This window comes from Microcoleus sp. AT8-A3, from assembly GCF_036705675.1.
Taxonomy (GTDB): domain Bacteria; phylum Cyanobacteriota; class Cyanobacteriia; order Cyanobacteriales; family Microcoleaceae; genus Microcoleus.
On record NZ_JAUBVD010000121.1, the window covers coordinates 1 to 5,600 of the forward strand.

At 51.5% G+C, this 5,600-nt stretch carries 1 protein-coding gene; it reads right to left on the minus strand.

The features are described from left to right. Window positions 1-4,835, minus strand: a 4,835-nt coding sequence (locus QUB51_RS29950) for a DUF4347 domain-containing protein (protein ID WP_333264507.1), incomplete at its 3' end; no start/stop codon positions are given. Window positions 4,836-5,600: the final 765 nt, after the last annotated feature.

The window sequence follows — 5,600 nt, forward strand, 5'->3', positions numbered from 1 at the left end:
TCGCTGCCACCTTCACCTAATACTGTGTCGTCGCCCTCCCATGAGAGAAACAGTTCGTTAGTTTCGTTCCCTGTTAAGGAATCGTTTCCCTCTGTCCCGATGCTGGTGTTTTGGATGTTGATGAGTTGGGCGGCGTTGGAGTCGAAGTTGAGTATTTCCGAAGGCTGGGGTGGGATAAATGTGATGAGAGGCAGCAGGGGCAGGGGGTCGCAACCGCAACTGGTATCGGGTTCGGCTACTGGGTTGAATATGGGGGTTGGTTCTGGGGCGGGTGTGGGTGTTGGTGGTGTTGGTTCTGGGGCGGGTGTTGGTTCGGGTGCAGGGACGGGTGGTGTTGGTTCCGGCGCGGGTGTTGGTTCTGGCGCGGGTGTTGGTTCTGGCGCGGGTGTTGGTTCCGGCGCAGGGACGGGTGTTGGTGTTGGTGGTGTGGGTGTTGGTTCCGGCGCGGGTGTTGGTTCCGGCGCAGGGACGGGTGGTGTTGGTTCCGGCGCGGGCGCGGGTGTTGGTTCCGGCGCAGGGACGGGTGGTGTTGGTTCCGGCGCAGGGACGGGTGTTGGTTCCGGCGCAGGGACGGGTGGTGTTGGTTCCGGCGCGGGCGCGGGTGTTGGTGTTGGTTCGTTCAGGGGAATGGCAGAGACAGTAGCGCTGGCGGGGCTGGTAGCGCCCTGGTTGTCTGTAGCGCTGTAGGTGAAATTTGCTGTTGTAAAGTTGGCTGTGGATTGGAAAAATAATTGGTTAATGTCAGCAGGTGTCAGAATTTGACCGGCGCGGATAATCCTGCCGCCGGTTTCGGGATTGCCTAAAAATATCAGCCCTTCATCTGCTGGTGGGACGGTGTTGATCGTGAAAGATGCGATCGACCCGTCTGGATCTGTGCCGCCTAGTCCTGCGATCGCCACAGTGCTGCTGGGGGCGATTTCGAGGTTGACGTTGTTAGCTACTGGCGGTTTGTTGGGCTCCGGCAGCACCGCCGAGACAGTAGCGCTGGCGCGGCTGGTAGCGCCCTGGTTGTCTGTAGCGCTGTAGGTGAAATTTGCTTTTGTAAAGTTGCCTGTCGATTGGAAAAATAATTGGTTAATGTCAGCAGGTGTCAGAATTTGACCGGCGGTGACAATCGTGCCGCCAGTATCGGGATTGCCTAAAAATACCAGCCCTTCATTTGCTGGTGGGACGGTGTTGATGGTGAAAGATGCGATCGACCCGTCGGGGTCGCTTCCTCCCAGTCCTGCGATCGCCACAGTGCTGCTGGGGGCGATTTCGAGGTTGACGTTGCTAGCTATCGGCCGTAGGTTGGCGGGAGTCGGAGTCGGAGTCGGTGGGAGTGGGGGAGTCGGAGTCGGCGCAGAGGCGATGCTGGTGGTAACAGTTGCGACGGAATCGCTGCCGTTATTGTTGCCGGGATTCGGGTCATTAGTGGTTGAGGTACTTCTTGCCGTGTTGCTGACAGTGCTGGTCGCGGGGACTGGGAATGTGACTCTCCGGCTGACGGTCACGCCGTCAGCTAAGCTGGCAATGGGCGGAAAGCTGACAATGCCTGTCGCTGGGTTGTAAGTACCGCCGTTGGATGCTGTGACGCCCGTTAAACCGGGAACGATGCTGTCTGTAAGGGTGATGTTGGTGGCGGTACTGGGCCCTCTGTTTTCGGTGAGAATGGTGTAGGTGACAGTCGAACCCGCGATCGCAGTAGCGGGCCCGGTTTTGAGCGTCACTACATCGGCGCTATCGGTGATAGTAGTGGTGACTCGCGCTTCGGGGCTGGTGCCGTTGTTGTTGGCAGGATTGGGGTCTGGGCTCGTTGAGGTGCTGCTAGCAGTGTTGGCGATGGGGCCGCCGCTGGCGGGAACTGCGAAACTGACGGTTCTGTTGGTGCTGGCTGCGCTGGCTAGGGATGCGATCGCCGTCCAAGTCACAATACCTGTAGTTGCGTTGTAACTTCCGCCCTCGGAGACGCTGACTCCTGTTAAGCCCGGAACAATGCTGTCGGCGATCGCCACATTGATTGCCGCACTCGGCCCACTGTTGGCTGCCGTAATTGTGTAGGTGACAGTCGAACCCGCGATCGCAGTAGCGGGCCCGGTTTTGCGCGTCACTACATCGGCGCTATCGGCGATCGTGGTGGTGACTCTTGCCGACGGGCTGCTGCCATTGTTGTTGCCGGGATTGGGGTCATTAGTGGTTGAGGTGCTGCTAGCAGTGTTGGCGACGGTGCCGCCGGTGGCGGGAACTGCGAAACTGACGGTTCTGTTGGTGCTGGCTGCGCGGGCTAGGGATGCGATCGCCGTCCAAGTCACAATACCTGTAGTTGCGTTGTAAGTTCCGCCGTCCGACACGCTGACTCCTGTTAAACCAGGAACAATGGTGTCGGCGATCGCCACATTGGTTGCCGCACTCGGCCCACTGTTGGCTGCCGTAATTGTGTAGGTGACAGTCGAACCCGCGATCGCAGTAGCGGGCCCGGTTTTGCGCGTCACTACATCGGCGCTATCGGTGATAGTAGTGGTGACTCGCGCTTCGGGGCTGCTGCCGTTGTTGTTGCCGGGATTGGGGTCTGGGGTAATCGAGGTACTGCTAGCAGTGTTGGCGACGGTGCCACCGGTGGCGGGAACTGCGAAACTGACGGTTCTGTTGGCGCTGGTTGCGCTGGCTAGGGATGGGATCGCCGTCCAAGTCACAATACCTGTAGTTGCGTTGTAACTTCCGCCCTCGGAGACGCTGACTCCTGTTAAACCAGGAACAATGGTGTCGGCGATCGCCACATTGGTTGCCGCACTCGGCCCACTGTTGGCTGCCGTAATTGTGTAGGTGACAGTCGAACCCGCGATCGCAGTAGCGGGCCCAATTTTACGCGTCACTACATCAGCGCTATCGTTCGTAATAGTGGTCGTGACTCTCGCATCCGGGCGGCTGCCACTGTTGTTACCGGGTACGGGATCGATCGTGCTGCTGCTGCTGAATACACTATTTGTAATAGGGCCGAGTGTAGTTGGGGTCGTAACAGTTACGGTGCGGGTGGCTGTGGCCCCAACAGGTAAATTCGGAATACTCCAGGAAACCAGTCTCGTTGTCGGGTTGAAAGTGCCGTTGCCGTCGGCACTGCCAAATACTGCCCCGACGGGCAATTGATCTTCAACCACCACGTTTTCGGCGGCGTCCGGGCCGTTATTTACCGTCGTAATTGTGTAAGTGATGCTGCTACCCGGTGCCGCTGCCGCCGGGCCTGTTTTCGTTGAGGCAACATCTGCTGTAGTAAGCGGCACGTCTATAGTTTGGATCGACAAAGTGCGAACGTCGTGAATATTTGTTGCGGCTCCCGTTGAACCAGCAAAACCAAATTTGAATGTTGCCGGGATTGGCCCGTTTAAGTCCTCTAAATTGGCAATGTCGATAATAGTCTCGCCCTGATCTGTAAACAAACCATTATTGTTGAGATCAAAGTTAACAGTGAGACGGTTTGGCGTTGCAGAAGTGGGGGGTTGCAAAATAATTTGAACTCTTCTTCTGGCTTCTTCGCGACTGCTGGTAATGGCATTGTTCGGCCCGTTTGGAGGCAGAGGATTTACGGTATCGGGAATATTATCTATTCCCTGCGGCACAAACGTAGAAGTTAAAAATTGATATTGCGTAACTTCGCTACCTCGAAGCGTTACCGAATCTCGTCTAATTCCCCCCGGAAGTCCGCCTACCCGCCCTTGAGTTGTAGTTGAGAAATTTCCGAATTCATCCAATCCAATTCCTAAATAACCTCCCCGTAAACCGGACTGATTTGTATCTGTATTTTGCGCGTAGCCGAGAGAACCTCCATAGCCTCCAGCTACTGTTGGCGTCACAGTACCGTCAATTAAAAAGAAACTTATGCCGTCCCCTGTCTGCCCTGCTAAATCAGGACGATCAGGACGTGTAGTGCCGTCGTAGGCAAATATATCGAAGACAATTTTAAGACCGCTGTTGACAGGAACCTGACTGTTATAGATGACAAAAGTAGATTGGTCAAAAGTTCTTGTAGTTAATCTCAACGCCCCGCTGCCAACCGGGTCTATGTTCAAGCCCGGAAAACTCTCTGTTCCGGTTCCTGCTGTTAAAGCTGGAGCATCTGAAATGCCTGTTACCCCAGAGATCCAAGGCCCGATTAGACTTGCATCTTGAAAACTTTCATCCACTAAATTAATGAGGACAGCGCTGTAATTTTCCTGGGTGTTTGTTTCAAAGGCTATTGCTGTTTTTACTCGTCCTGCTGTAACATTTAATTGCCAGTTTCCTCCTAATTTGGCACTACCAATTAGATTGTTGGAAGCCGCTATATTTGCGCCTGTTAATTCTCTCAGCTTCCGCACGAAAGCAATCCCGGATTTTCCAGCCCCAACCTTACACGATAATAATAAAATATCGGCTTTTTCGCTTAAGGCATTTCGCCACTGCTGCAAATGCCGATCGTACTTTGATAAGTTTTCATTCGTCAGTAAAGTTGACCCCAGTTGCACGGAAGCTTCATTGCCGTGAGCAACAATCTGAAGGCTGGCAATTAAACTGCGTTTAGCTAGAATCTCCGTAATTTGTTCTACTCCGTCCAGAGTTCGATCGAGGACAATTATCTCTGTCCCTGGTTTGACTCCGCTGGCAAGATGCTGATAATTCTCTACCCTCGGATCGATGCAAACTAAATGTTTTGTATGTGTAGTCTTGACGCCCCGAGTCGCTTTTGTTAAACCGGAAATATCGAGCGCCATATCACCCACTAACGACGGCCCACTCCAAGAACTTTTTATGCAGTAAGTGTAGCGGCGATCGCAACTTGATTGGTGAATTGGCGAAGAGTAGTTGCACCCTAAATGTTTCATGAGTTACATAGCTCCTTGATCTATTAACTTTCAATCTTCAGTGGTAGATATTATTGTTAATTGCTAATGGGAAATTTCTAACTGCTCATTTCTCGATTTCGCATAGTTAACAAGTTATTTTTACTTCGTTTTTGTTTGGATCGACATCTTCCCAAAGTAGCAGTTCGCTCTATTTCGCTGGTAAATCAGGTTTTTTTTTCGCCAATTCAGACGTGAGCCTAAATTATTTTGAAATGAAAAAAATTAGCACAATCTACGATAAATTACCGTAAAATTAGATATTTTTTACCTAAAAGTAGTTGACAGCTTTGTATTTTTGTAGTATCAAAGGGGTTAATGTATGCGATTTTTATTACGACTCGAGTTTTTATCAAACCCAATTTGATCGATCTCAATCAGCCGACTCTCAAATCATCTATATGATACTCAAGAAATGGTTATATTTTTTGTAGTTTTAAACTTTTTTTGTTTTGTTTTTCATGACCAAATGACTCAATAAAAACCCTTTTTCTGGTTATTATTGAGTCGAATAACCCCCAAAATCTCCAAATTACTATTTTTTATGCTACATTCAAAAACTCGGTTTATCAAATAAACCGAGTTGCTAAAAGCATAGGAAAAAATGCAGCATATTTAATGCGCTTTGGTCTTAAGGAGAAAGAGTGAGAAAATCCCGATTACTCAGCAAATTATCAGCGCCAAAAACCTGAGCCAAAACCTCCCCAGTCGCCGCAACTTGTAGCAGTGTGCTATTGGCAGTCGAAT